Origin of the sequence: Paenibacillus sinopodophylli (genome assembly GCF_005930355.1) — a bacterium.
GTDB classification, from domain to species: domain Bacteria; phylum Bacillota; class Bacilli; order Paenibacillales; family Paenibacillaceae; genus Pristimantibacillus; species Pristimantibacillus sinopodophylli.
This window is the reverse complement of sequence record NZ_VDBO01000001.1, coordinates 2,618,791-2,643,698: the sequence shown is the minus strand read 5'-3', so window position 1 is coordinate 2,643,698 and position 24,908 is coordinate 2,618,791. Positions and strand designations below refer to the sequence as shown.

The following is a 24,908-nucleotide window of genomic DNA, read 5'->3' as shown; positions in this document are numbered from 1 at the left end:
GATACTAAACTTTAATCTGCTTAGGCTTCACAGTTCCATCTTTGACTGCCTTCATATATTCGTATGGTGAAAAGTCGTAGATACTACCATGTAGGCGAATGTGGTTGTAATCTTGAATAAATTGACTAACGATCTCATACGCCTGAGGGTAGGACTCAAATTCATGGCGACGGTAGCACTCTAGTTCGATGATGGCATGATAAGATTCAATATGAGCATTTTTATTCGCTGTTTTAGGTGGAATACGCTCATGAATCATGACAAACTCAGCACAGGCCTTTTCAAATCGGTGGCTTATAAACTGTGGTCCATTATCGGAACGTCTAACTGGCTTAACCGCTTGATCAAGGAGCTGGCGCTTCGTGAGCGCTTCCTCCGTGATCTGAACGAGATGTTTGGCTTCACAGGTCAGTCCAATATGATAGGCGACAATGGCACGGTCAAACACATCTATAATGCACATTAGGAAGAAGAATCGCTGCTCCCCATGAATCCATCCATACTTAATATCGACCTCCCACAATTGATTGGAATCCGTTATCACACGATTGTTAGCAAGTCGCTTGGGATAGGTAATGATGATTTTACGCTGTGGACGAAGCACGCCCATGAGCTTGCACAGACGGTACACTTTCTTCTTGTTGATCTTCAGCTTTTGTCGTCTTCTAAGAAGCACGGTTAGTTTTCGGTAACCGTACGCTGCGCCTTCTCCTGCTAAGAATTCGGTTATCCATTCGCAAATTTGCTCGTCGCTAATGGGGTCCCCAGCTTGCGTGTAAGAATAACCTGGTGCAGGACGACCAACCCTGTGGATGGTTTTTGCTTCTTGCTGTATTTTAATCACATGTGCATAATACGTAGATCGTTCGACCTCTACTACACGTAGTACAAAGCTAATGTTATGCCCTTGTCCAATATATTTCTGAGCGATTTCTATTTTATCCGCAAGTGCGGGTTCGTTTTTTTTAGTAGGTCTTTGAGAATGTCCCTCTCCAAGGCTTGCTCCGCAAAGAGCTTCTTTAATTTTTCATTCTCTTTTTCCAGCTGTGCATAATCCTCTGCAGTAGGAACAAACTTGGTTTGTTTAACACTATTTCCGTCTAACTGATCTATATCCTTGCGGTTCAGGTCTCTGGCCCATCTGAGAACCATCTTAGGATCAAGCTCATGTTGGCGCGCTACCGCCGTCATATTACCGATCTCTTTCCCTTTGGCTACAACCATTTTCTTAAAGTTTAAGTCGTATTGTTTCTTCTTCATTTCTCGTTCCCCTCCGCTTGTTTTCATTGTATCTAAGTAAGGGGTGTACTGTCCAAGTCTTAATAGGGGCTAAATAGATGTCCCTAAACGACTTTACCTTCCAGATGCGAATGATGAAAGCCAGTCTGTTCCATCGGAGACGTAGCCTGTGACGAAGGCTTTGTCTTCTTTGAGATCGTATCATCATGAATAACAAACAGTGGCTCCGCCGTCTGGTTGGCTATCTGAACCACCTGTTGAAGGGATTCATCCTTCACTTTGTTTTGCAGCACCGCTTCATTCCACTTGCCTTCGGCTAGAAAATGTCCAAGTGTTGTGCGATGGCTAGCACTGAATTCGGCCAGATCCACCACTTTACCACGAAACCCTTTGGCTGTCGCGGCCACCATATACGTCTCGATATGCGCCATCACCGGCTTGGAATAATAGAGCGGCAGACGATGCTGTAAGAAGTAGTTGCGAAGTGCGACATGATTAGGTACGATGGCGGTATGAGACATAGCGATTTCTCCTTGGTGTGAAGGTTTGTTGTGGTGACTACTTTTTACCACAAGGAGAGCGCTTTGTCTCTATTCTTTTTGATTTTACAGTTTAGTGGAAGCGAATTTGCTCATTTATAGTTAAATACACAGATGAACAACTTACAAAAGATGATATTCATAATCTTATCAATTTTTTGCCTTTTGGTGATATGAAAATAAGTTTCTCAGATCATATAAATGGAAATGTAGTTCGTATCTATATCGATAAACAAAGAAATGTTTCAAATTGCCTCCCAATGGAAACATGTAACGAAATGCAATTGACTAACTAAAAAAAATTCTTAGTTTTTTAATAAATCAAACATTTTCAAAGTGTGGCTACCCATTACGACAAACTAGCAAAGTCATTCCTGTCGTTTGTATACGTGGCTGTCATTTTGAAATTGACTCAGTGATTAGTTTTCAGACACGCAAGTAAAAACAGTCAACGATTATTGATACATAAAAAGGGCGAAGAAGCTAAACCGGTCTTGAATGGACTGGTCTTGTCTCAATCGATCTTATAACTCATACTAAGTGTAGGCTATTATTCAATTTGGCACATCAAATTGTTCGTTTACGCCAATAATGAACGCAGAGTCTTTGGCATTTTTGCTTGGCGATGTTAAATGAGATGAATTTAAATTGAAATGGAGGATGAAATTGCCAATGAGTTATGAAACTTATTTTCAAAACTTAAGGGAACAGCAGTTGGGCGAGCTGAAGCAATGGTTGTCTATTCCGAGCATATCGGCTTTATCTGCGCATAAAGCGGATATGAACAAAGCGGCCGAATGGCTTGCGGACACGCTCACCCGCGCAGGTCTAGAGAACGTGGATGTCCATCAAACGGACGGACATCCGATTGTGTATGCCGACCATTTACATGCTCCCGGAAAACCTACCGTGCTTGTATACGGTCATTACGATGTGCAGCCAGTCGATCCGCTGCATTTGTGGACGACGCCACCCTTCGAGCCTGACATTCGGGATGGTAAGCTGTACGCCAGGGGAGCGACAGATGATAAAGGTCAGGTGTTTCTACATATTAAAGCAATAGAAGCCATATTGAAGCAGGAAGAGAAGCTTCCGGTTAATATTAAGCTATGCATCGAGGGTGAAGAAGAAGTTTCCAGCCGTAGTCTTCCTCCTTTCTTAGCCACGAATCGGGAAAAGCTGGCCGCTGACGTCATCCTGATTTCGGACACTTCGCTGCTTGAGCCGGGCAAGCCTGCTATCAGTACGGGACTTCGGGGATTATGCTCGCTTGAGGTCACTGTGAACACTGCGAATACGGATTTGCACTCCGGCTCATACGGAGGTGGTGTTCCAAACGCGCTTCATGCCCTCGTCTCTTTGCTTTCGACTTTACACGATAATGAGGGTCGCGTGAGCGTCGAGGGATTCTATGAAGGCGTACCGGAGCTTTCGCAGCTCATGAGAGAAGAATTCGCCAAGCAGATGCTGAATGAAGATCACTTGAAGGAAAGTCTTGGTCTTGACGCGTTGTACGGCGAAGAGGGCTTCTCCTTTGTGGAACGGATTGGAGCGAGGCCAACGCTTGAATTGAACGGCGTTTACGGTGGATTCCAGGGCGAAGGCACCAAAACGGTTATTCCGAAGGAGGCGCATGCCAAGATTACGTGCCGCCTAGTTGGAGACCAGGACCCGCAAGACATTTTGGAAAAAATCAAACGGCATTTGCAGAAGCATATGCAGTCCGGCGCGAAGCTGCAAATCAAAGACGGCGAGAAGGCTCGTGCGTTCAACATTGATCCTTCCAACCCGATGCTGCAGTTGGCTGCGGATGCTTACGCAGATGTCTACGGTACGCGGGCACTGTTCACGAAAGATGGCGGATCAATTCCGATCGTCGAAACCTTCTCCCGCGAACTGGCGGCTCCTGTCGTTATGATGGGCTTCGGTCTTCCAGATGAGAATCTACATGCACCGAACGAACACTTTAATCTGGACAATTTCGATAAAGGGCTTCTGACGATCGTATCGTTCCTGAAGCGACTATAGGTATGAAAAATCGCGAAGCGGCAGGCTTCGCGATTTTCACGTATCTTTCTAAAACTTCCATACAATCGGCTGTTCTTCTCTAGACTGATTCTTAGATTCCTCGATAATTTCAACCACTTCAATGGTACATTGAAACAATAGCTTCAGTATAGCGAGTCCTCTTATCTGACTTTCTCGCAATTTGTCGTTTGTGTCATTTCGTTTACATTCAACGAATCTGATCTCGGAATAATCCGGTTTGTAAATTAACAAATCCGGTTCTTCTACCTTTACATAACGAGAAAAAGCTGGATAGTATTCTCGACCGCTCTCGTATCTCGAATCTCCGAAATGTTTACGTAGTACAGCTTCTGTTTCAGGGTATTTCCCTAGTTTGTTGCCACCGAGCAGGTTGAAATCATGATGAATCCAACTGTAACCTAATGTTTCATAAAATGACCCCGCAATGTATTCAGCAAATCCTCGTGAGCCTTGGAGTTTTTTGCAATATGCATCGATACAGTCATCGCGATTCCCGCTCTTCCACCGCCCTAATTGCCCTTTATTGTAAGTCACCCTGCGGGTAGGAATAATAATCTCCAAGTGAATCACTCCTTAACATAACGAATGGATGTAAAGATAGGGCTAATCACAATTCGAGCCTACTTGCGTCATTATTCCATATACATCCAAATTGGATCTCATTACAATGATAACATAAGAAGATATTTGAGATTTGAAAGGTGTTTAATATGACCGATGCAAATAAAATCGTAGTTGTTGTTAAAGGTGTTATTGTAAACGGAGGCAAAGTATTAATTGTAAAACGAGCGGATGAGGATGAAGTCGGCGAGGGAACTTGGGAATGTGTCGGTGGGAAAATAGAGTTCGAAAAAAGGAGAGAGCAGATTACGCTGCACTCTCCCTATTTGCCTTACAGTACAACGACCAATCTAACGAATAATACCACAAGCGATACGATTGCCTGAGTTGCCAGATGGGTCGGTCACATAATCATCTGCTTTCTCGTGAATGATGATCGCTGTGCCGTCTTCCTTCAATAAGGAGTTTGGTTTTCCCTGCTGAAGAGTAACATCTGCGCTAGCAATATTGGCAATGACTTTTCCGTCTGCACCAACCTCGATATTCGGCAGGTCTCCGCTATGATAGCCCTTGGAATTGTTGAAGCCATGCTGTTTGCTTAATGGGTTGAAATGATCGCCTGCTGATTTGAAGTCAGGTGTATCGCATTTGCCTACGCTATGAAAGTGAACACCATGCATTCCCGGTGCCAGCTTCTCCGCTTCGATATGGACAAATACTTTATCTGCCTTTTGTACAAGCTGAGCCGCTCCAATTTGTTTTCCCTCGCTATTGATGATCGGGATCAGCAAAGCAGTTGGTTCGGAGTTCGACATAGCCATTGCGGCAGCTGCCGATTGTGTGCTTAACAGCAAACAAATCATCGTAATGATTTTTTTCATAGTATCCTCCCAGTTATAACGATCTTGGGATAGGATGTGCAAACCTTATTCTTTTATGCATAAAAAGGAAAAAAAGATAAAGCATAGGCGTGATTGCGGTAATGGTACACGATAAAGCAGCTTGCTTCAATTGTATATTTTTGATACATTTCGGATAATTCATGCTATTTTTTCTATGAATATGGGTATAAGAAGATGACTTTATACATCATGAAATGGTTGATCAGAAGAGGGGGATATGAACTTGATTACTACCTATTTGAGAGAGCTGCTTGCATTATTGGAGACGAGGCTTCCTCAGCTTGCTGAATCCTTAGAAGCACCTGCAACGCCGGATCAGATTGCTGCTGCGGAGCAGCATATCGGTGTGACCTTTTCTGATGATCTTAGACAACTATATTTGGCATTTAATGGTGAGAAACGAATGGGTGTCGGTTTGTTTTTCGGACTTCGATTCCTAAGTCTTAATGAGTTAGTCGCGGAATGGCAGATTTGGTCGAAGCTGAATGTGGATTACGGGGAGGAAGGCAATCATTTCTCCATTCCAACGGGATGGATTAAGGAGAAATATATCAACCTCGGATGGCTGCCAATAGCGGAGGATGGCGGGGGCAATCACCTAGGCATCGATGTAGACCCGGATGATGAAGGCATTAGCGGACAGGTCATTAATTTCGGACGGGATGAGGAAACCAAATATGTCATTGCCAATCGTCTAGCAGATTTGATGCGATTTATGTGCGACACGGTTAAAAGCGGCAACTACAAGGTGGACAATGATGAGGAATACGTCTATTGGATGTACGGTGAGCAGGGAGTCGGTCATTTCCTTGATGCTGTCCGTTCTTTCAAGCTGCCTCTCTATCATTCGCAAGAGGAAGAGCATAAATCGCATGTGCAGCTCGAGGTATGGGAACATTCGCTTAGCGAGGAGTGGAGGGCGCGGGTCGAAAGCAAAGCTGCTTCAGCCGAAGCTTTTGTCAAAATAAAGCAGCTCTATCTGATCCGGGAAGGCATAACGGATGCGACTCCGCTTAGCCGATGTACTGAGGTGCGAGAGCTTGTGCTAACCGCTAATGCAATTGTAGATATTGAACCGCTGCGCGGCTGTGATCAACTGAAGGTGCTTTACCTTGGAGGGAATCCGGTATCGGATATTAAACCGCTCGCTAGTCTGCGGCATTTGCAGTTTCTGAATATAGCGAAGACGAATGTTGAAGACATATCACCGCTGGAAGAGCTCCCTAAGCTCAAGGAGCTGCAGCTAGAAGGTGCAGCAGTGCGAGATTTTTCTCCGCTCAGACAGATGAGGGCATTACGCATACTGTCCGTATCTGGTGTGGGAGCAGAGCAGCTTCGAGCATTGTCGCAAATTAAACAGCTGCAAGAGCTGTCGATCGAAGCAATTGAAGCAGGTGCAATGTCTGAACTTCCTATCATCGGAAAACTAAAAAGCTTGAAGGCTTTGCATTTGAAAGACATGAATCTTGCTGACCTTCAATTCCTCAGCGGATGCGTGAAGCTGGAGGAGCTGAAGCTAGAACAAGTGTCTGTGGCTGATTTCTCAGCAATTGCACAATTGAGCAGCCTACGAAGCTTAGAGCTGCAAGGAAGCGAACAAATCGGTCAGTTGCTTGAGGCAACGAGTCTTCCGAACCTCCGAAAGTTTACGGGTTCATATGCACAGTTCAACTTGCTCAAAAAACAATTTGTACAGAAGGTGGATTTCTCAAGCATTACAGGGGCAATGACGAAGGAACAGTCAGAGCTCTGGAGCCAGTATTTACGCGCAAATCGATAATGCGATTAAAACTAGCGGTTGCGTGACCACTTATTTATATGTTATTTTTAAGAAACGAACGTAAAGGGAGGTGAAGTAGGTGAATCACGAAATGGTCAATAACCGTATTAGCCAGCTGCCGATTGCTATGGCTGGCATAGTTCATGCTTTTTCCGCGAACGGGATCAGTCTGTCTAATTATGCTTATACGATTAAACCATTCGCGAGAAGACGCCTACTTTAACCACGACGGATAGCTGTACATTCCGAAGGGTCGCAGGCTTGTTGCTGCGGCTCTTTTTGTTATGCCGGGAACGATTCCGACATTGCTCGCTGTACGGGGAAGTTAGGGTCTTCATCTATTAGGAGGCTCTTTAGATGATTATTGTTAATATAAAGGATGTTAAAAAATACCATGCTGCCGATTTGTTGTTCGATGGTCTTACGCTTCAAGTACATGAGGGGGAACGGATAGGGCTGATCGGAGCCAACGGAAGCGGCAAATCAACCTTGCTCAGGTTGATCGCAGGTACTGACCAATCGTACGAGGGAATGCTAACGGTGAAGAAAGATTTGGTGATCGGTTATTTGCCGCAAATTCCAGTGGTGTTCGATTCGCTCACCGTTTATGAAGTATTGACTTACGGATGCCAAGAAGTGCTGAGCTGCAGAAAACGAATGGCCGAGCTGGAGGAGCAGATGTCGAGCGCTGAGGTGGCATCGGATCAGGCGGCGCTGAATCGATTGCTCAGCCTATACGCAGAGCTGCAGGAGCGGTTTGAGCGAGACGGCGGCTATAATCTCGATACAGGGATCGATCAAGTGGCAACTGGTCTTCAGATTGAACGTTCGTATTATGGGAGAATGTTTGCCAGTCTCTCTGGAGGAGAGCAAACCCGAATTTCGCTGGCCTCGCAGCTTATTGTTCGACCGGCCTTGCTCCTGCTGGATGAGCCATCGAATCATTTGGATCTGCGCGGCATGGAGTGGCTTGAGCAATTTCTAAGACAATATGAAGGAGCATGCGTCATCGTATCCCATGACCGCTACTTCCTAGATACAGCTTGTTCGCGAATTATTGAGCTTGAGGATGGAGAGGCTCATGCATTCCATACAAACTATACTGGCTATGTGAAAGAGAAGGAGGAGCGGCTGCTTCAGCAGTTTGCCCAGTATCAAGAGCAGCAGAAGCAGATTAAAAAGATGAAGGAAACGATTAGGCAGCTGGAGGAATGGGGACGGATCGGCTCTAATGAGAAGTTTTTTAAACGGGCAGCCTCCATTCGCAAAGCCTTGGAGAAGCTAGAGCGGGTGAAGCGTCCAGTATTGGAGCGTAAAACAGCCGATTTCGAGCTTTCACCGCTGGATCGTTCTGGACGCAGGGTGATTACCTTCGAGAAGGTGACGAAGCGCTTTGGTCAGCGAACCCTTCTAGAAAACGCAGAAGGCAGCTTGCTGTATGGAGAGAAGGTTGTGCTTATGGGCGATAATGGCTCTGGTAAAACTACCTTATTCAAGCTGCTGCTTGGTGATCAGCAGCCGGACAGCGGTGAGCTCGTCCATGGAACTAGGCTGACGATCGGTTATTTGGCACAAGAGGACCGTGTAGAGGATCGAAAGCTGACCGTATTGGCCTTTTTCAAGGAGGAGGGCAAGCTGGAGGAAGGTGAAGCAAGACGTATTCTCGCAAGCTACCTCTTTTATGGTACCGACGTGTTCAAGCCGCTGCATACTTTATCCGGGGGTGAGTGGTCACGCCTGCGCCTAGCACTGCTTATTCGCAAGCAGCCGAATCTGCTGCTCCTGGATGAGCCCACGAATCACTTGGATATTCGCTCACGCGAGGCGCTGGAAGAAGCGTTGGAGCAATTCCAAGGAACAGTGCTGGCGATTTCGCATGATCGCTTCTTCACCAATCGAATCGCCGAACGAATTTGGCAGCTAAAAGACGGACGAATAGCTGCTCATCTCGGCAATTATAACGATTGCAAGGATAAGCTGCATAATAACGATGGAACCAAGATAGAAGGCTTGTCAGCTAGTCGTACCGATGCTGTTCCAGATACTTTGCAAGTCAAACGAGTGGAGCGCCTGCCAGCTGGAGGAAAGCATACCGCTGCAGCGATTGGGCTAAAGCGCCTTGAGCTTGAGATTGCCGAGCTGGAAGAGAAGCTTGCTGCTGCGAGCCAAGAGATGGAGCAGCTTGCGGCTGCCAGTGATGCGGTGATGTTGAACCGACTGTGGGAGCTTCAAGAACAGGATCAAAAGAAGCTCGAGCAGCTGCTTGAGCAATGGATGAAGATCGCTGAGACGGATTAGTAAACGCTGTATATTTCTTTCATTTTTCTAATATAAACGCTTACTTCCTCTTTAAGATATGGTAAACTAAATCTTGGAAGCGCCAAGTCTGAGGGAGTGTAGCAATGGAGCAGTTAATCGGGAAAAAAATGAAAAATGATATTTTGAATGCATATGGCGTAACGATCGTACCAGCTGACTCTATCCTAACCAAAGAATCTATTCAAATTATGATCAATCATCGGATAGATTTAGACTCGATTATAACGACGTTTGATCATAAACCGGTAGCAGAAACGACTATTCAGCTTGGAGAGCTCGTACAGCAGACGGTCAGTGTATCCAAGGAGCTGTTTGAATCGATTCTAGTGTCTCGGAAGGTTCCGTTAATGGAAATTCGTAATGCAGTGCTGCCTTCTATCCTACAGCTTTCCAAAAACCCGGACATCTTCGAGCTATTCGAAGCTGTGAAAGCGAAGGATGACTACGTATACCAGCATAATGTTGGTGTTGGTGTCATATCTACACTGATAGGCAGATGGATGAACCTAGATGACGCGGAGCTTTCGATTCTGTCGCTTGCGGCCACTTTGCATGATGTCGGCAAGGTTAAGCTGCCGCTTGAGGTGCTGAACAAGCCTGGCAAGCTGAATGAAGTGGAGTTCCAGCTCATTAAGAAGCATACGATATACGGTTACGAGCTGCTAAAAGGCACAACTGGCTTAAGCTTGCGTATCGCTAGAGTGGCACTTCAGCATCATGAACGCGAGGATGGCAATGGATATCCATTAGGTATAAAGAAAGAAAACATAGATTTATTCAGCTCTATCGTATCGGTAGCGGATATTTTTCATGCGATGTCCTCTAAACGTCCCTATCATGAGCCGTTGTCCTTCCATGAGATTGTCAGTCAAATGAGCGAAGGGAAATTTGGCGCGCTAAACCCGCAGATCATTTCCATATTTATAGAGAACATGATGAAGCGGCTGGTAGGCAGACAAGTGCTGCTGACGGATGGACGAGCCGGAGAGGTCGTCTACATCAACCCGCATAACATCGAGACGCCGTTAATTAAGCTGGCTGATTATTTCCTCGATCTCAGCCAAGAGCGGGATATTCACATTAAGAACGTAATTGCATAACATAGACAAGCTAAGGCGCTGCTAACCAACTAATGTTGATTAGCGGCGCTTTTTATATGTGTATTTCTACGATCGTTGTCGGCGCTGCTTCCAGAAACGGGTAGAAATAGCCACACAGGCAGCCTTATATTTTTGCTATAGTACAATTATTAGCCGGAGGTGTCAGCATGCGAACGGGTTTAAGCAATCCTATGACAAAGCTGAACGTGAAGCAGCAGCTTATTCTATTGTTTCTTGTGATGGTTAGTCCAATTTTCCTGCTTCATTGGTACGGGAATATGAAAGCGGAGCATTTGCTCAAAGATCATATAACGAGTGCCTACGTGGAGCTTAGCAAGCAAAACTATACGGTCATCAAACGGGATATGGATACGATTAGCAAAATTACGACGACGATCATACAAAACCCGATCACGCAGCAGCTTATACCTCTCGAGAGTGATTCGGTTATTGAACGGGTACGCAAATATGATAAGGTCGACAAGCTGCTTGCCGGCAACTCCATCCCGCTGAACGGCGGAGAGGCAGTGTATTACTCCTTATACATTTATGATCCGAATGACTATTATTTCTTCGCTCCCAAGCGCCAGCTGATGCAGACGGGGGTATACTTCTTTTCTGATAATGATAAGCCGGATTGGTTCGATAAGGCCGTCCAGCACAAGAGCAAAGGCTATATGGACATTATTAATACGAATGTAGGGCTCTCCAGAATCGATACACTTGCCTACATTCGGGCAGTTAACAATGTGACAGTTGGAAACGGTATCATTGGTGTGCTTGTTGCGACCAAGATGGATATGAAAATCGTGGAGTCGCTTAGCTCCGTCTCGCTTCCTGACGGTAAAATCATGTTCACAGACTGGAACAACCGCGTACTTGCAGCTACGGATTCAGAGCTGATGGGGAATGAACTTGATCTGCCACCCGAAATGGAAATCGAGGATACGATGGAGGCGGAGGGCAACTTTGACATTATGACGGATGATTTCATTTACGTGGTCAATTATAACCGTATCATGAATCATAAGCTTGTTTATCAAATTCCCGTCAGCTCATTATTGAAGCAGCAAAGCGAGCTAAAGAACGTCATTCAGCTGATTTCAGTAGCGTATATGATGTTCGGATGTATCGTTATCGTTTATTTCTGGCGCTCGCTCATGATGCCGCTCCAAAAGCTAGCTCAGTTTGTCCATGCTTACGAGCCAGGCAAGCTTGTGCCGGAGACGCCGGGCAAAGGACGGAACGACGAGATCGGCGTATTGTTTGCTGCTTTGTATGATATGGCACGCAGGCTGAATACGCTCATTCACTATAAATACCATATGGACATTAAGCAGAAGGAATCGCAGCTGCAGCTGCTTTATCAGCAGATCAACCCGCATCTGCTCTACAATACGCTCGAGAGCATCTATTGGAAAAGCTCGCTGGAGGGAAATACGGAATCGGCTGAAATGATCAAGGATTTATCGAAGCTCATGAAAATAGGCCTTAGCCGAGGAAGGGAATTGATTCCACTCGTAGAAGAGCTTGAGCATGCATCAGCCTATGTGAGTCTTCAGCAAAAGCGTTATAAATATGAGTTTCAAGTACTGTGGAGTATACCAGATGCAGCTAAGGAGATTCTGATTCCAAAAATATCGCTGCAGCCGCTCATCGAGAATGCCATCATTCACGGCGTTAAGCATATGGGCGAGGATGGCGAAATTCGCGTATCTGCCGTAATTGAAGGCGAGCGGGTGACGATTAAAGTAGAAGACAACGGACATAAGGAAGTGGACTACGCCGCGCTTGACCGCTTGATAGGCGGGGATAAGCCTGAGCATATAGCAGGCTACGGTATACGAAACATACATCAGCGAATCCAGCTTCATTTTGGCAATATATATGGAATGAGCTATAAGCGTGGAGAGCTCGGCGGAACGGCTGCAACGATCATATTACCAGTCAGCAATGAGGGGCCGAAATGAGCGGAGTGGACCTAAAGAGAATCGGGAGGAAACGGTATGTATAATGTATTGATCGTGGATGACGAACCATTAATTTGTGAAGGGCTGGCGAGCCTGCTTACGTCTTCCGGCATTAATCTGACCCATGTTTATATTGCACACAGCGGCTACGAAGCGCTCGATTATTTGAGAATCGAAGAAATTGACTTGCTTATTACGGATATTCAAATGGGCTCGATGAACGGTATAGAGCTGATGCATCAAGCCAAGCTGCTTAAACCATGGGTTCAAACGATTATTATATCTGCTTATGAAACGTTCCAATATGCTCAGATGGCCATTCGCCTTGGCGCCAAGGACTATATGATCAAGCCGCTGAGCAATGAGCAATTTCTGGATTCTGTTCGGAATGTGCTGCTTAAGATGGATAAGCCTGCGGCCACGGAGAATCAGTTCCTATCACAGCTGCAAGCACACTTCCATATGGATGAGCCGCTGCCGCAGCGTAACGAGCTGTTTAATAGGCTGCTGACTAGCACAGAGGACGACGCTTATGAGGTCGCGAAACTGCTCAATGATCGGTATGCGGTTAAGCTGAATGGTCCATATTTCGCAGTCATCAAGCTGCGTCTGCATCTAACCGCTCCAGATCATGTGATTCCGGCAAGGGATGCGCGTCTGCTGCAATATGCAGCTCTTAATATTGCCAACGAACTGCTCGATAAGGAGTGGAACCATAGCGCCTTCTATTCGCCCAATGAGGAGATCAGCGTCCTCATCCAATGGGATGAGAATGAATTTGGTGATTCAAGCGCGAACAAGCTGAATCAGCTTGATATGATCGGTCGCAGTCTTCACCATAACATTCACAAATATTTGGGGCTCCATGTCGTTATCGGTATAAGCCAAATCATACGCGGGATGGAGTTCTTGAGCATGCTCGGTGAGCAGGCGCATAAGGCGATTCTATGGAATCGTGAGCATCGTGACCATTATGTATTTTATTACGGCGACTTTAATTGGAGCACTTATTCGCAAGAGCCGACATCTGAGCAGCTAAGCGAGCAGAACAGCCTCATTGTGGAGAAGTCAAAGGACTATATCGACAATCATTTTGCCCAGAAGGGCCTTACCCTGCATGAGGTGGCGCAGAAAAATCATGTGAGTCCGAATTATTTGAGCTATTTGTTCAAAAAGGACACGGGCTATAACCTATGGGAGTATGTCATAAAGCTCCGCATGGAAGAGAGCCGCAAGCTCATTCTTCACACGGATTTGCGAAGATATGAAATTTCGGAGCGGGTCGGTTATGAATCACCAGAGCATTTCAGCAAAATCTTCAAGAAGTATTACGGCATGAGCCCTAGTGAGCTGAAGAAGGATGACAAAAAATAAGATGAAGTAAAAATAGCTATCATTGCCTTAGATATGCACATTACCAGCCTGCTGTCTTCCTTCTAAAATGATATAGAGCGATAGAAAAGAAAAGAGGGGAAATTGGATGAACCAACCAGCAGCAGTAAGCAAGCCGCTCGATACCCAGGTGCAGAGGAAGGCTGGCAGGTGGAAAAAGCATATTTCAGGCTATTTGTTTCTATTGCCGGCAGCCATCATATTTATTTTGTTTTTGTGGGTGCCGATAACGAAAGGGATTATTTACAGCTTCTATACGATCGATTTTGTCAAAGGCAATGCATTTGTCGGTCTGGACAACTACAAGACGATCTTTAATGATCCGGATGTATGGATCAGTGTGAAAAATACACTGTATTACATGTTTTTATGTCTCATAATCGGTTTTTGGGTACCGATTCTGTTCGCAATTGCCATCTCTGAACTGCGTCGCTTCCAAGGCTTCGTGCGCGTAGCGGCTTACTTGCCGAATGTCATTCCTGCGGTCGTGCTGTACGGTTTGTGGCGATGGTTCTATGATCCGGTTGGACCGATCAACGGGGTGCTGACGCAGACGGGGGCGGATCAGATTGCGTTCCTAACGAATAAGAGCTGGTCGATGGTCTCATTGGTCATTATGGAAACGTGGCAGCAATTCGGTTCTGGTATGCTCATTTATTTGGCGGCGGTGCTAAGCATTCCGCGTGACTGGTATGAAGCGGCGGAGATCGACGGAGCGGGCATCCTCCGCCGAATCTGGCATATTACGCTGCCTTCAATTCGCGGGCTGGTTCTGCTGCTCTTCCTCTTGCAGCTAATTGCAACGACGCAGGGCTTTCAATCACAGCTGGCATTGCTTGACGGCGGACCGAATAAAGCGACGCTTACGTACTCACTGCTCATCGTCAAATACGCATTCACCAGGCTGGATTACGGGGTTGCTTCCGCGCTTGGCGTGCTGATGTTCCTTGTTCTTGGCGGATTGGCGCTGCTGCAATTTAAATTGAGCAACAAGGGGGCAGCGAAATCATGAAGAGTCTAGACAGAGGTATTCTATCGAGCTACGATTACCGAAAAAAAACAAACAAGCTTGGTTTCCTGTTCATTATTGCAGTCATTATTGCGATGGTAGCTTCGATGCTTTATCCGGTATTGACCGCGTTGTTTAATGGCTTGAAGGCAAATACGGAGGTTAATTCTTTCCCGCCTCGCTTTCTGCCTTCGGAATGGCATTTCGATAATTATAAAGCAGGATGGAATTTTATGGACCTGCCCGGTTTTCTAAAAAACACGCTGATGATATTTGGCGGCAACATGGTCATGACGGTCGTTGTGCTCGGTCTTGCAGCCTTCAGCCTATCAAAGCTCAATGTTCCGTATCAACGGGCAATATATTTCTTCTTCATGATTACGTTGTTCATACCGCCGAGCACATATATTATTCCGAACTTTCTCAATTTGAAAGATCTTGGCTTGCTGAATACTTATGCAGCTTTCTGGCTGCCGGCCAGTGCCAGTGCATTCTATTTGCTGCTTCTCAAAAACTTTATGGACGGCATTCATCATGAGATGATCGAGGCGGCTCGTATTGACGGTGCATCCGATTGGAAATGCTTTAGCTTAATTGCTGTACCGCTATCCATTCCGATTTTCTCTACACTAGCGATCTTCGTATTCTCGACGGCTTGGAATGATTGGTTCTGGCCATCTCTTGTGATGCACAGCGACAGCAAATATCCACTCGCAACGGCTGTATACAAATACGTCATTAGTGCGCAGCGGCTAAATCTGAATATTAGGTTCGCCATCCTCACAATGGTTATGCTGCCTCCGATTATCGTATTTCTTACGTTCCAGAAATTCATTATGCGTGGACTTCAGCTTGGCGGGGTCAAGGGATAAGCAATTCGTAAACATACACATGATCGGAATAGGAATACACCTCGTGGTATGAAAACGCCTCCTTTATGATGGGGATGTAGCGAAAATATGAGTTGAGAAGGGGAATATCGATGGTAAAGAAAAATGTAGCAATCCTAATTTGTATGGTTATGCTATGCTCCATCTTGGCTGCATGCAGCGGCGGCAACGCCAAGAACGATCCGAAGGAAACGGAAAAGCCAACAAATGCAGCGACGAACAATACAGCACCGGCGGAGACAGAGCCTCCTAAGGAAGATATTAAAGACAAAAAAATTACGATCAGCATCTATTATCCACTGCCTGACCAAGTTGAGAACCGCAAGCTTGAAGACGACAAAATTAAACGGTTTAACGAAGTCTATCCTAACGTTGAAATCGTGAAGAGCGACTGGCATTATAATCCAAGCGAAATTGGAATCAAAATGGCAGCAAACGAAGCACCGACTTTCTTCAATACGTGGGCAACCGAAGCAAAGTTTTTGCAAGAGCGCGGCTGGGTAGCCGATATTACGGAGCTTTGGAATGCTTATGAATATAAAGATCAAATCAATCCTGTACTGCAAAGCCAGTTCATTATTGACGGCAAAGTGTTCGGGGTTTCCCAGAAGGCCTATGTAACAACTACGGTTGTTAACAAAAAGATGCTTGATGAGAAAGGCGTACCAGTTCCTTCCTACGATTGGACATGGGAGGATATGTACAACACAGCCAAGGCGGTTGCCGATCCGAAAAAAGGGATCGCAGGTATCGCTCCAATGGGCAAAGGCACAGAAGCAGGCTGGAACTGGACCAACTTCTTGTTCGAAGCGGGCGGTGAAATCCAGACTGTTGCAGACGGTAAAGTAACTGCAGCATTCAACTCGCCTGCTGGTCTGAAGGCGCTTGAGTTCTACAATAAGCTTAGATGGGAAGCTAATGCGATTCCTCAGGACTGGGCACTTGGCTGGGGAGATGCGGTTGGCGCATTCGGCCAAAGCCGTACTGCAATGGTTATTGCAGGAGCAGAAGGCGTACTCGAGCAAGCGCTTAACCAAGGCGGCTTGAAACCGGAGGATGTATTAACATTCCCGATGCCGGCTGCTGAGAAGGGCGGCAAGCACACGGGTGTACTTGGCGGCGATTACCTAGTCATCAATCCGAACGCAACGAAGGATGAGCAAGAAATGGCGTTCCGCTATATCACATTCGATTATTTTACGGATAAAGGCCTAGAGTCGATCGAAGCAGATATTCAGAAGCGCCAAGCAGAAGGCAAGTTTTTTATTCCACCACAAATGAACTACTATAGCCCGGCATCGGAATACGGTCAGAAGGCGCAAGCGATTTTTGACAAATACGACAACGTCTACAAATACAATGCAGAATCCGATGCGCTGCTAGACGGCAAGCCGGAAGCGCAATACAATACACAGGATTATTACGGCGAAATGACAAACGTGCTGCAAGAGGTATTTTCGAATAAAGGCTCGGATCTTCAAGCTCTGCTAGACAAATCCGCGAAGGTTGTTCAAGAAAAGTTTTTTGATTCTATTAAAGTAGAATAGTAAACGAAAGGCCTCCCTCTCATATTGAGAAGGAGGCTTTTTGATGTCTAGCTTTCGAAATCTTCATTCGAGTTCGTATGCACGCTGTCCTCTTCGTTGTCGCGAATTGTTTTTTGCAAGACTAGACAAGCGACGATCAGGAAAGCACCAGCAATGGCATAGTAGCCTTTGACGTAAAGCGGTTCTTCAAGTACGTAGATCCCGATATATTGGGCAAGAATGGCGAGAATGAATCCACCCCAAGCCATGAAAGTGAAAGCCGAGGTATTGCGGTTTCTATATCCAGGGTTATATTCTTTAAGAAATTTATCTTCGTCGTTATCGCGCGCTACCTTTTGCAGAAGAAATGAAGTAATGATGAGTAGAATGCCGGTTACGGCGTAATAGCCTTGTACGGAAAGCGGCTGCTTAAGCGTGTAGATCCCGATAAATTCAAATCCGGCTGCGATCAGGAAAGCGGCCCATGCCATGAATGTGTATGTCGGTGTATTGCGGCGGCGGTAAAAGTTAGCTGGTTTGCGTACGTGCATCGTTTCCATTTTTTCCATTTGTAAAGCCCTCCCGAACCGTGTTGTTGTTGATGTCTTTATTTTACTTTATATTCAGATTCTTAAAAGTACCAACTTCATATAGTACCAGGTCCGTATACCTGGAGTGCCTGTACGTTCATACGTTGATTCACAAAGAACAAGCTCCTGCTGAAGGCAGGGGCTTGTTCTTTGTATCCGTAATATAACACCTACTTTATTTAGAATTGCACATCGTTATGAAAGCGATTCCAAATTATGATAAATAGGAATGATTGCTTTACATAAACGAGTGCTTTCGAAGTCCGTCAGCACTTGCAAACCCTTGGGGAGGTCTGTGCAATGAAACGAGCAAGGTCCATATTGGCAATGCTGCTGGCACTTCTGCTGCTCCTTACAGCAATGCCGGTCTATGCGAATGAGACAGCACCGGAAACGGAAGGAGCTTCACCACCGGAGACAGCCGCCATATCGGTAACGGAGTCTACCTATGTGCGCATTCAGAACAAATGGCAGAGCAATTACTTGTATGAGGATGAGAGTGGGATTGTCCGTTACGGCTTCCCGAGCTATGAGGATCATTCCTCGCAATGGCTCATAGAGGATTATAACGGCAACAAGCGGTTTCAAAACCGCGCAACCGGACATTACATTACCATTGCAGAGGTTGGACAAAGGAGGGACGCGCTGACGAGCCGTAAGCTAGAAGAGAGTACGCTTGCTGATCAATGGACGATTCATGATTCCAATCGTGCGGGTTTTGTGGTCATTAAGAGCGCTACCGTACCGGCAAATGCGAATCTTGTCATTCATCAGGAGGATCAGCTCGGGTTTGCGGAAGCTAGCAACGATATCAATATTACGTTTGAAAGCCCGCAATGGGCGCTTGAGCCGGTAGAGGTTGAAGCACCAATACGTCTCGCTAACAAGTTCCGAGCAGGCCAGTATTTGTTTGAAGCAGCCGACGGTTCCGTTGATTATGGCGAGATACCGGCTGTGGACCGCGCTTCGCATTGGGTGCTGGTACCTGGGGCAACCCCGGAATCCTACCGGATCAAAAACCGTTCTACCGGACATTACATTACGCAAGGCGTTTTGTGGGAGCCAATCAAAGCCGTTACTTTGGATTCCACGGTCAAGAGTGAATGGATGATTGCGCCTGCGGCCGGTGAAGGTTTTGTCACCTTTCAGAACGTAGAGGCTTATCAGTCAGACCCTGCGCAGCCTTTCGTGTTGAACACGCAGTTTGAAGATATTCATGTAAGGTCCAACAATTGGTCGGTGCTGGAGAGGGACAATGCCCATTGGCGAGTCGAGCTTGCGCCGGACGTACAGCCCTACCGAATCGTTAATTTCACGAATGAGGCCGTTGGAGTCACTTACTTGCATGAAGAGACGGGACGGGTTGAATATGGTCCGCTGACTGCCGCGGCAGTGGAAAAGACGTATTACCAATGGGTGCAGGAGGACTTTAACGGAAAAAAAAGGCTGCGCAATCTAGCAACCGGGCATTACATGACACGTAATGGCGCTTTGAATCCAAATGATTCCATTCAGGCTTTGACACTTGCAGCAAGCTCAGCAGACGATCAATGGTCCATTACCAGCTCTAAGCTGTATGACGATTATAAAGTGGTGAAGAGTGAAGCGGGTTCCGATCATTATTTGCATATTCAAGGAAGCACGGGAGCTGCGCAGGCGGGCGCTATTGATCCGAATGAGGATGCAGCACAGTGGCTGTTCGAAGATCCTGCCTTTAGTGGGGATGGCACTCCGCAGTATGTAAGAATTCAGAATGATTGGCAAGCATTTGTGCTCTATGAGGATGCTTCGGGTCAACTGAAATACGGCAACATTGCAGAGGATGACCATAAGGGACAATGGCTGATTGAGCGCTTCAACGGCCGCAAACGCATTCAGAACAGGGCAACGGGTCATTATATCAATCTTCAAAATATGAAGGACGGGCGTATTGATGTAACCGAGGTTGCAGATGAGTGGACGAGTGCAATATGGGTTATCGAGGACGTTAGCGGCTCGAAGCTGATTCACAGCGTTCAGGATGCGAATGAAGTTGTGGGTCAGCAGAAATATATCAGTTTGCAGAATCTAACCAAATACGCGGAGTACGGGGCGATTAATCCGACTTGGGGCAGTCCCAAATGGAAGTTCATTCCGGTTGTCGATGCGGCATTGACGAATGTACGGCTCAAAAATAAAGCAGCCGGCGGCTATCTATATGAGGTGACGGCAGAGGGTGAGGATCTAGGCAAGCTGAAGTATGGCGAGCTGCCGGAATCGGATGCGAGCTCGGTTTGGTATTTGGAGAGAACGGGAGATGGTCCAACATCTGTACGCTTGAAAAATGGGCAAACGAGCCATTATGTGTCCATGGAGCATGTGGGAGGCGACGTTGAGCTTGAGGCTCCAACGCAGCAGATTATTGCACAAGGCGATATTTGCACCTGCTGGGGCAGCGCGAAATGGCTTATGGAGCCGGGAGCTTCGGATGACTTGGCTGTTTTCAAAAGCGGTTGGGCAAGCCATTTGCTCTACGCGGACGGAGATGGATACACGAAGGTGAGCAAAGCGGTCGCTGGAGAGGACAGCGCCCAGTTCGTGGTGGAGCCCGTTGCGATGGCTTCAGAGCCGCTTTCGGAAGCTCCAATTCGCATTCGTAATAAGGCAAATGGCCAATACTTGTATGAGAATAACGGCGGTATTGTGTTATATGGCGATTTGGCAGAGATTAATGGCTACAGTCATTGGATCATTGAGTCTGAGGGTAACTCGCGAAGGCTGAAGAACAGGGCGACTAGTCATTATATGGTTATGACGAATGATTACGCTTTTATTGAAAGCAAGTATGTGGAGGCCTCTGATCAGGCTTCGCAGTGGGCGATTGAAAGTACGCCAAGCGGCGCGGAATATTGGATACGCAGCATGAATGGGAAATATAATGATGAGCTCATTCATGTACAGAATAACGCTGGATATGCGGAACGCGGCTTGTATCCGGACAGGTTCGGAACGGTGCAATGGACCTTCGAGGCTGCGCCTGAGCAATTCGAGACGCCCCTGATGGGTGAGGAGAAGACGAATGACACGGCTACTCCGATCTTTGATGATACGGGATATGTTCGGATTAAGGCCAAACATGGCGGTTACTTGTATGAGAATGAGGGTGCTGTATTTGTAAGACCGTTGGCGAGTGACAGTACCAGCTCCCAGTGGCTGCTGCAGGATTTCAATGGGCGGCGCCTGCTGAAGAACAAAGCGTCAGGGCATTTGCTCGCTTGGGATGCGCAAGCAGCTAGTCTTATTGGCTATTCGGGCGAGCTTAGAGGGTATGATGCCGCCCAATGGATGATCGAGAGCAAGGCAGGCTATAAACAGCTGTTGAATGCTTCGGAGACTGGCGCTATGCTTCTATCAGGAGACCAAGCGGAGTACGGTATAACAGATGCTATAGACGATAAGTTATGGCAGCTTGAGCCGGTTGCGTCGAATCAACGCTACGAGGCCGAGAAGGCATTTGCATCAACGGGAATGAAGGTGGAGGCCGAGTATAAAGGTTACACAGGTGGTGGCTACTTGGGCAGTTTCGCAGGCACGGGGGACAGAATCAGTTTTACGGTTCATGCTCAGGCTGCGGGTAATTACGAGGCGGAGCTTCGCTACTTGAACCATTCAGGTGATGGCAAACAATTAAGCTTATATATAAACGGTGTGCGTGCGCAGCAGGTATTGTTCGCGGCCGCAGGAAGCACATCAAGCTGGTCGAAGACTGCTATTGCAGTTCAGTTGCGCAGCGGCATTAATACGATTGCCCTGCAGCGAGATACAGCGGATTCAGGCGAGGTGTGGCTTGACAGCTTGGTTGTGAAAGACAGCGTAGGCATCGCATATCGGGGCGCTACGGTTCCTTATATTACTTATGAAGCGGAGCATGGTACAACGAATGCTGAGCATATCGGGCCGTCGCGCAGCTATCGCGAGATGGCCGCCGAGGCGTCGGGCCGCCAAGCTGTTAAGCTGAATGATGATGGCGATTACGTGGAATTTACACTGGCGAAGCCAGCTAATTCACTCGTATTGCGCTATGTAATACCGGACAGCGCGGACGGCGAGGGCTTGAACGAGACGCTGGCGCTTTATGTGAACGGCGAGTTTAAGCAGCATTTAGCGCTCAGCTCGAAACATGGCTGGGAATACGGCAGCTATCCATGGTCGAATGATCCGAAGCAAGGCAATGCACATCGCTTCTTCGCCGAGATCCATGAGCTGATTGGCGAACTGCCGGCAGGCGCTGTAATTCGATTGCAGAAGGATCATGAGAATGAAGCGGATTATTATGTCATTGACCTAGTGGATATGGAGCAGGTAGAAGGCCCGCTTGCTATGCCGAATGGCTTCCTGTCAGTGACTGACTATGGAGCAGTATCCGCTGATGGCATCGATGATTCTGCAGCCTACCATACCGCTGCTCTCGCAGCAAAGGAGCAGGGAAAAGGCGTATGGTTCCCAACCGGCCAATTCGAGCTCAAGGCAGATGTTATTTATTTGGATGAAATCACGATTCGCGGAGCGGGCATGTGGTATACGACACTGATCGGAGCCAGATTTATCGGTAAAGGCTCACAAATTGGCGTATATGATCTGCTTATCGACGGTGATCTCAATATTCGCGATGATGAAGCACTGACGCACGCATTCTATGGCGGCTTTGGCGCAGGCTCAGTTATTCAGAATGTGTGGGTAGAGCATTCAAAAACGGGGCTTTGGCTCTCAAAAGTCAGAGGAAGCGACGAGCTGACAGATGGTCTGCATATGGTTAATCTGCGTCTTCGCAATCTGATGGCCGACGGTATTAACTTCTCTGTAGGCACGAGCAACAGCCTGATGGAGCAATCTGATATTCGTTACCCAGGCGACGACGGAATTGCGATGTGGTCGGCTGAAGGACGCGCGAGCGTGAATAATACGGCTCGATTCAACACGGTTGCTTTGCCATGGCTGGCCGATAACTTTGTTATATTCGGTGGGCAAGGCAACAAGCTGCAGGACAGCATCGGTACGGATACGATTACGAATGGAGCGGGAATTGCCGTGTCCACACGTTTTAATCCCGTAGCATTCAGCGGGACCACGATCGTTGAGCGTAATACGTTGATTCGCACAGGAAGTGCAGATTCAGCCTATAATATCAATTTAGGCGCGATTTGGATTTTTGCAGGTGAGAAGGATTTGAACGGCAAGGTTATCGTACGTGATAACGTAGCGCTCGACAGCACATACGCGGGCTTAATCGTTCATGGCGGCGGCTTCCATATCGATAACGTTACGCTGCAGAACCTTGTGCTCGATGGTATGGGAACGAATGGAATAGACGTCACAAGCAACGTATCCGGTACCATTGAAGCAGATAACATCATCGTACGGGGAGAGAAGATTGCGATGGTGGCGGACGCGAATGATCAGCTCTCATTCACGGAGCTGAACGAAGGCTTTGCGAATCGATTGAAGCCGTTCCGCATCACGACTGCTGCTGGAGATAGAGGCCCACTCACCTTGACAGTGGGAGAGTCGGTAGCGCTTCAGGTGTTTGATTCGGAAGGTGTGGATATTACAACCGATGCAAGCATTAGAATTGAGCTTCCGGAAATTGCTTCGATTGGGGCGGATCAGAAGCTGACTGCACGGACAGCGGGATTGACGAGGCTTACGGTGACGGCAGCAGGGGAGAGCAGAGTTTACACGGTAGAAGTGAAGGTAGCTGCTGAGGCTGGCGGAGAAACAGGAGGAGAAGGCAATGGTAATGGCAACGGCAGCGCAGGTGGAGCTGGAAACAGCGTTCTGACGCAGAAGAACGACAGCGCATTGAAAGAAGCAGCTGGCGGCAAGCTGCAGCGGATCGTATTTGACAAGGCGGCGTTCTCCTCAAAAGGCGAGCTTGCTTTCACAGCAGCAGCGCTTCTGGAAGCTGCAAAGAGCAGCCCAGCTATAGTAATTGTAATGGAGCAAGGAGTTGCGACGTATGAGTTTCCTCTTTCGCTTGTTCAAGATTTGCTGGAGCAGTCAGAACTAGCTGGAAGCATGAAATCCGTCTTCGTTTTCACCATACAACCAGTAAGCGCGGATCAGTCGGCTGAACTGAAGGCGAAGGCAGAAGCAGCTGGCTTAGAGCTTACTGGAAATCAAGTAGGCTTTACGCTTTCCATTATAGATGGCAGTACTTCAACCGAGGTTCACAGCTTAGGAGGGAAGTATGTGAAGCGTACTTTAACCGTGGAAGGTTTACCAGATACGAAGTCTGCTGTAGCGCTGGTATACGACAAAGCAACTGGTCAATTCCGTTATGTCCCTGCTTTGTTCACGACAGAGGACGGACAAACAACGGCAGAGATCATGAGTCTTAGCAATAGCATCTATGCGATCGCCATTCATAAGCAATCCTTCAAGGACATTGGCAAACACTGGGCCAAATTAAACATCGAGCTGCTAGCTTCCAAGTTAATCGTCAGCGGCGTTTCCGACTCGGCATTTATGCCGAATCGAACCGTTACACGCGCGGAATTCGCGACCATGCTCGTCAGGGCGCTTGGACTTGGCTCAAGCGATGGCACCAAGCTACACACGTTTGCAGATGTATCGGCATCTGCTTGGTATACAGATGCAATTACAATTGCCGCGAGTCATGGCATTATTAAAGGTTTCGATGATGGTACATTCCGTCCGAATGCGACAATCACACGCGAGCAGATGGCTGTAATGGCAGCGAATGCACTCGAATTCGCGAAACAAGCTGGCGCTAGCGTCGGTCTTGACACTGTTCAAGCGGTGAGCTTCGCAGATGAAGCCGCTATTCACAGCTGGGCACTTGCTGCTGTGAAGACCGTTGCCGCCGCAGGCATCTTGCAGGGCAAGGGCAATGCATCATTTATGCCCGCCGAGCTTGCAAGCCGCGCGGAAGCGGCAGCCGTTATTACGCGTTTGCTGCAGCATGCGCAATTATTGAATAAATAGCAGCCGATGTCTATACAAAAACGGAGTCAACCTATTCCGCTAACGCGAGAAGGCAGAC

General features: G+C 47.2%; 17 protein-coding genes and 2 pseudogenes. 12 read left to right on the top strand and 7 right to left on the bottom strand.

Annotated features, from left to right (window positions below; genetic code table 11):
• Nucleotides 1–4: 4 nt before the first annotated feature.
• From FGT79_RS11725 to FGT79_RS11715, 3 genes and pseudogenes are all read right to left on the bottom strand, one after another.
• On the bottom strand, nt 5–898 hold the full coding sequence (locus FGT79_RS11725) for an IS3 family transposase (RefSeq protein ID WP_246096363.1): 894 nt from the start codon (nt 896–898) through the stop codon (nt 5–7).
• A gap of 35 nt (nt 899–933) precedes the next feature.
• Complete coding sequence (locus tag FGT79_RS11720) at nt 934–1,260, bottom strand: transposase (RefSeq protein ID WP_171056183.1); 327 nt, start codon at nt 1,258–1,260, stop codon at nt 934–936.
• An 86-nt stretch (nt 1,261–1,346) separates the two neighbouring features.
• Nucleotides 1,347–1,760: pseudogene (locus tag FGT79_RS11715) on the bottom strand (IS701 family transposase); the annotation flags it as partial.
• Between the two features lie 690 nt (nt 1,761–2,450).
• Here FGT79_RS11715 and FGT79_RS11710 point away from each other — a divergent pair.
• Nucleotides 2,451–3,806: a dipeptidase gene (locus tag FGT79_RS11710; protein ID WP_138752819.1), complete on the top strand. Its 1,356-nt coding sequence runs from the start codon at nt 2,451–2,453 to the stop codon at nt 3,804–3,806.
• 48 nt (nt 3,807–3,854) lie between these two features.
• On the opposite strand, the gene FGT79_RS11705 is transcribed toward FGT79_RS11710, so the two are convergent.
• The gene (locus tag FGT79_RS11705; protein ID WP_246096282.1) at nt 3,855–4,397 is read right to left on the bottom strand and encodes a hypothetical protein; all 543 of its coding nucleotides are present in this window, start codon (nt 4,395–4,397) and stop codon (nt 3,855–3,857) included.
• A 140-nt stretch (nt 4,398–4,537) separates the two neighbouring features.
• On the opposite strand from FGT79_RS11705, the gene FGT79_RS32390 reads away from it, so the two are divergent.
• Nucleotides 4,538–4,774 carry a hypothetical protein gene (locus FGT79_RS32390; RefSeq protein WP_342778474.1) on the top strand — a complete coding sequence of 79 codons (237 nt, stop codon included), beginning with the start codon at nt 4,538–4,540 and terminating at the stop codon, nt 4,772–4,774.
• Here FGT79_RS32390 and FGT79_RS11695 read toward each other — a convergent pair.
• A complete protein-coding gene (locus FGT79_RS11695; protein ID WP_138752817.1) occupies nt 4,739–5,269 on the bottom strand; it encodes a superoxide dismutase family protein in 531 nt (176 codons plus the stop codon). The two genes, FGT79_RS32390 and FGT79_RS11695, sit on opposite strands and share 36 nt — an antisense overlap.
• Before the next feature lie 244 nt (nt 5,270–5,513).
• Here FGT79_RS11695 and FGT79_RS11690 point away from each other — a divergent pair, with 244 nt between their 5' ends.
• From FGT79_RS11690 to FGT79_RS11655, 9 genes are all read left to right on the top strand, one after another.
• A complete protein-coding gene (locus FGT79_RS11690; protein ID WP_171056182.1) occupies nt 5,514–7,070 on the top strand; it encodes a leucine-rich repeat domain-containing protein in 1,557 nt (518 codons plus the stop codon).
• 79 nt (nt 7,071–7,149) lie between these two features.
• A complete protein-coding gene (locus FGT79_RS31105) occupies nt 7,150–7,293 on the top strand; it encodes an RAxF-45 family protein (RefSeq protein WP_171056181.1) in 144 nt (47 codons plus the stop codon).
• A 134-nt stretch (nt 7,294–7,427) separates the two neighbouring features.
• The gene (gene abc-f / locus FGT79_RS11685) at nt 7,428–9,368 is read left to right on the top strand and encodes a ribosomal protection-like ABC-F family protein (protein WP_138752815.1); all 1,941 of its coding nucleotides are present in this window, start codon (nt 7,428–7,430) and stop codon (nt 9,366–9,368) included.
• 104 nt (nt 9,369–9,472) lie between these two features.
• The gene (locus FGT79_RS11680; RefSeq protein ID WP_138752814.1) at nt 9,473–10,489 is read left to right on the top strand and encodes an HD-GYP domain-containing protein; all 1,017 of its coding nucleotides are present in this window, start codon (nt 9,473–9,475) and stop codon (nt 10,487–10,489) included.
• 167 nt (nt 10,490–10,656) lie between these two features.
• Nucleotides 10,657–12,459, top strand: coding sequence for a sensor histidine kinase (locus FGT79_RS11675; protein WP_138752813.1), 1,803 nt, complete (start codon nt 10,657–10,659; stop codon nt 12,457–12,459).
• 36 nt (nt 12,460–12,495) lie between these two features.
• Nucleotides 12,496–13,833: a response regulator gene (locus FGT79_RS11670; protein ID WP_138752812.1), complete on the top strand. Its 1,338-nt coding sequence runs from the start codon at nt 12,496–12,498 to the stop codon at nt 13,831–13,833.
• Between the two features lie 106 nt (nt 13,834–13,939).
• Nucleotides 13,940–14,863: a carbohydrate ABC transporter permease gene (locus FGT79_RS11665; RefSeq protein ID WP_138752811.1), complete on the top strand. Its 924-nt coding sequence runs from the start codon at nt 13,940–13,942 to the stop codon at nt 14,861–14,863.
• Nucleotides 14,860–15,732: a carbohydrate ABC transporter permease gene (locus FGT79_RS11660; protein ID WP_138752810.1), complete on the top strand. Its 873-nt coding sequence runs from the start codon at nt 14,860–14,862 to the stop codon at nt 15,730–15,732. The genes FGT79_RS11665 and FGT79_RS11660 overlap by 4 nt, the downstream gene beginning before the upstream one ends.
• A 110-nt stretch (nt 15,733–15,842) precedes the next feature.
• Nucleotides 15,843–17,297, top strand: a complete 1,455-nt coding sequence (locus tag FGT79_RS11655) for an ABC transporter substrate-binding protein (protein WP_138752809.1) — start codon at nt 15,843–15,845, stop codon at nt 17,295–17,297.
• 47 nt (nt 17,298–17,344) lie between these two features.
• On the opposite strand, the gene FGT79_RS31870 is transcribed toward FGT79_RS11655, so the two are convergent.
• Together FGT79_RS31870 and FGT79_RS32385 are read right to left on the bottom strand one after the other, a co-directional pair.
• Nucleotides 17,345–17,545, bottom strand: coding sequence for a YiaA/YiaB family inner membrane protein (locus tag FGT79_RS31870; protein ID WP_246096361.1), 201 nt, complete (start codon nt 17,543–17,545; stop codon nt 17,345–17,347).
• Nucleotides 17,546–17,605: 60 nt separating this feature from the next.
• A pseudogene (locus FGT79_RS32385) lies at nt 17,606–17,827 on the bottom strand (YiaA/YiaB family inner membrane protein); the annotation flags it as partial.
• Nucleotides 17,828–18,166: 339 nt separating this feature from the next.
• Between FGT79_RS32385 and FGT79_RS11645 the strand changes: the two are divergent.
• On the top strand, nt 18,167–24,850 hold the full coding sequence (locus FGT79_RS11645; protein WP_138752808.1) for an S-layer homology domain-containing protein: 6,684 nt from the start codon (nt 18,167–18,169) through the stop codon (nt 24,848–24,850).
• Nucleotides 24,851–24,908 lie beyond the last annotated feature (58 nt).